This is a genomic window from Nocardia aobensis NBRC 100429, from assembly GCF_000308375.1.
Lineage (GTDB): Bacteria > Actinomycetota > Actinomycetes > Mycobacteriales > Mycobacteriaceae > Nocardia > Nocardia aobensis.
In genome coordinates this window covers 1-2,765 of record NZ_BAFQ01000015.1, presented here as the reverse complement: position 1 = coordinate 2,765, position 2,765 = coordinate 1, and the positions used below count along the sequence as shown (strand labels likewise).

General features: G+C 68.2%; 4 protein-coding genes. 1 reads left to right on the top strand and 3 read right to left on the bottom strand.

Annotation, left to right across the window (positions count from 1 at the left end):
* The 3 genes from RJ03_RS02405 to RJ03_RS02395 all read right to left on the bottom strand — a co-directional run.
* Window positions 1-1,009: ferredoxin--NADP reductase (locus RJ03_RS02405; RefSeq protein ID WP_051024164.1), on the bottom strand; the 1,009-nt coding region annotated here is incomplete at its 3' end.
* A 53-nt stretch (window positions 1,010-1,062) separates the two neighbouring features.
* Window positions 1,063-1,266, bottom strand: coding sequence for a hypothetical protein (locus tag RJ03_RS02400; RefSeq protein ID WP_232329576.1), 204 nt, complete (start codon window positions 1,264-1,266; stop codon window positions 1,063-1,065).
* A 47-nt stretch (window positions 1,267-1,313) separates the two neighbouring features.
* Entirely contained in the window at window positions 1,314-2,456 is a 1,143-nt protein-coding gene (locus RJ03_RS02395; RefSeq protein ID WP_036497584.1) for a 3-ketosteroid-9-alpha-monooxygenase, oxygenase component, read from the bottom strand.
* On the opposite strand from RJ03_RS02395, the gene RJ03_RS38035 reads away from it, so the two are divergent.
* Window positions 2,428-2,765: hypothetical protein (locus RJ03_RS38035; protein WP_218000916.1), on the top strand; the 338-nt coding region annotated here is incomplete at its 3' end. The genes RJ03_RS02395 and RJ03_RS38035 overlap by 29 nt on opposite strands.

The window sequence follows — 2,765 nt, the reverse complement described above, 5'->3', positions numbered from 1 at the left end:
TGGACACCTCGCCGGACACCACCCGGCACACGCAGGCGCTGCATGCGCCCTCGCGGCAGGAATACGGCGCCTCGAGGCCCGCGGCCAGCAAGGTGTCCAACAGGACCTGGCGTCGCGGCCAGGCCATACGGTGATTCTCGCCGTCCAGTTCGACCTCGACGTGCGCCGAGTCGGCGGGATCTGCGGGGTCGGCGGGGTCGCTCACGGGAGCCGTCGCCTCGAACGGATTGCCGGTCAGGGAGACGAACTTCTCCATGTGTACGCGCCGGCGGTCGGCGCCGTGCGCGGCCATGGCCGCGCCGACGGCATCCATGAACGGCCCCGGACCGCAGACGAACGTCTCGCGGTCGGCCCAGTGCCGCACCAGCGCGGACAGTTGCGCCACACTCGGCAGGCCCTGCACCGATTCCAGCCAGTGCAGCACCTGCAGCCGATCCGGATGCGCCGCAGCGAGTTCGGCGAGTTCCGCGGCGAAGATCACCGACGATTCGTCGCGATTGGCGTAGACGAGGGTGCAGTGCCCACCCCCCTGTGCCAGCGCCGATTTCAGGATCGACAACACCGGGGTGATGCCGCTGCCGCCGGCGAACAGCAGCAGATCGGTGTCCAGCGAGGCCGGGGTGAACAGTCCGGCGGGCGGCAGCACCTGCAAACTTTCCCCGGCGACAGCGTTGTCGCACAACCAGTTCGACGCGTATCCCTGCGCCGTTCGTTTGACTGTGACCTTCAGCGGACCGTCCTCGTGCGGTGCGCTCGACAGCGAGTAGCACCGGCTCACCGAACCGGTGCGATCGCTGGGGATGCGCAGAGTGAGGAACTGTCCGGGCCGGTAGCCGAACCGCTGCGCGTGTTCGGGCCGTGGAGCCAGCTCCAGCGACACCGCGTCCGCGGTCTCGCGCACCACGCGGACGATCTCGACGACGACCGGATCGGCCGCCGCGTCGCGCGGGCCGGCGTCCTCGGGCGCCTCGCCCGGCTCACGCACGTCGAGTTCGATCGCCGTATCCATCGAGCACCACCACATCCGTTTCTCTGCCGTTCATTCAGCTTCCTGCCCCGCCGTCAGGCCACGGTCCGGCCGCGGGTGCGCACATCGACATCACGGGTACTCACGCTCACCTGCCCGGACTCCACCGCCGCGTCGATGCTGTCGCGCAGGGCGGCACAGGTGTGCGTGCCCGGCGCCGACAGTTCGGTGCACGCGCGCATCGCCGCCCGGCTCCACTGCACGCTCGTGTGCTGCGGGCTGAACTTCTCCACCAGCACGCACGTTCCGCATGATCGGCACGAAACCTCGTCCATCGCGATGACTCTCAGCCCGCCACGGCCTGCTCGGCCCGCTTGGCGAGGTTCTCCGCGACCTCGGCCTCCCAGGCGGTGACCGCGCGGGTGGTGTCGACCTCGAATTCGAAGCGCGCGGTCATCTCCTCGGAGATGTCGGCGACGTCGGTGTAGAACTGCTCGTACCAGCGCCGCAGCTGATAGACCGGCCCGTCCTCCTCGCACAGCAGCGGATTGTTGATGCGCGACTTACGCTTCCAGATCGCCGCATCCTGTTCGAACCCCTTGCCGAGACCGCCGACGAAGGCCGCCGCGATCTGCTCGGCCCGCTCCGGCGACACGCCCTCCGGCTTCTTCGCGATGGCGCCGTACTGCAGGACGAACCGGTTCTCGGTGATCGGATAGTGGCAGTTGATCAGATAGCCCTCGACCGTGAGACCGGCACTCTCGCTGCGCAGATAGTCGATCATGTAGGAGGGGCCGTAATACGACGCCTCCGAATGCAGAGTGTTCTTGCCGCCCAATGCCTTCGCGGTCGCGCCCATCATGTCCTCGCGTGAGATCGAGGTCATGTACTGGCTGGCGATATGACCCTCGAACACGTTCTTGAAGAAGGTCGGGAAGCCGTAGTGCACGTAGAAGAAGTGCGCCATGTCCACGACGTTGTCGACCACCTCGCGGCAGTTGGCCTCGACGATCATCGAGTTCCAGGTCCACTCGGTCCAGCCGTCGTCGAAGGCGGCGTCGACGCGCGGGATGGTGACGTCGGCCGGCGGCTGCTTGCCCTCGGGATCGTTCCAGACGAACAGCTGCTTGTTCTGCTCCAGCGTCGGCCACGCCTTGGTGCGGGCCAGCGGAGGCACCCGGCGCGCGTACGGGATTCCGGTGCACTTGCCCTTGCCGTTCCACCGCCAGTCGTGGAAGGGGCAGGCCAGCGAATCGCCCTTGACGGTGCCGTCGGCGAGATTGCCGCCCATATGCGGGCAGTAGGCGTTGAGGACGTTGAGCGTGCCGTCCTCGCCGGCGAAGACGACCAGTTCGGTGCCGAAGGCCGCGACGGTGTGCGGCTTGCCGTCGCGGAAGGAGTCCGCCAGGCCCAGGCAGTGCCAGCCGCGGGCGAACCGGGTGGGCGGTGCGCCGGCGTCGATGACCCGCACTTCGCTGTCGCTGTTCATGATTCCTCCGTCTCGATTGCGTTCGGCCTCGATCGCGATCGGCCTCGACTACCCGCCGGCCCAACCCGCCCCGGGTGATGACTCGATGCTCGCCATCGGAACGGGGGCCCGGCATGCGAAGTCCCACTGGCCGGGAGATCCGCTCCGCTTATCGGCAGTGACGGGACGCCTCGGCGGTGTGGGCAGGTACGCACCCTGCCGGTCACCCGCACGCCAGCAGACGCTCGCGTCGGTACCCGTGCAGACGCTCGCGTCAGTACCCGTGCAGACGCTCGCGTCAGTGTCCGTGCAGACGCTCGAACGCGGAGC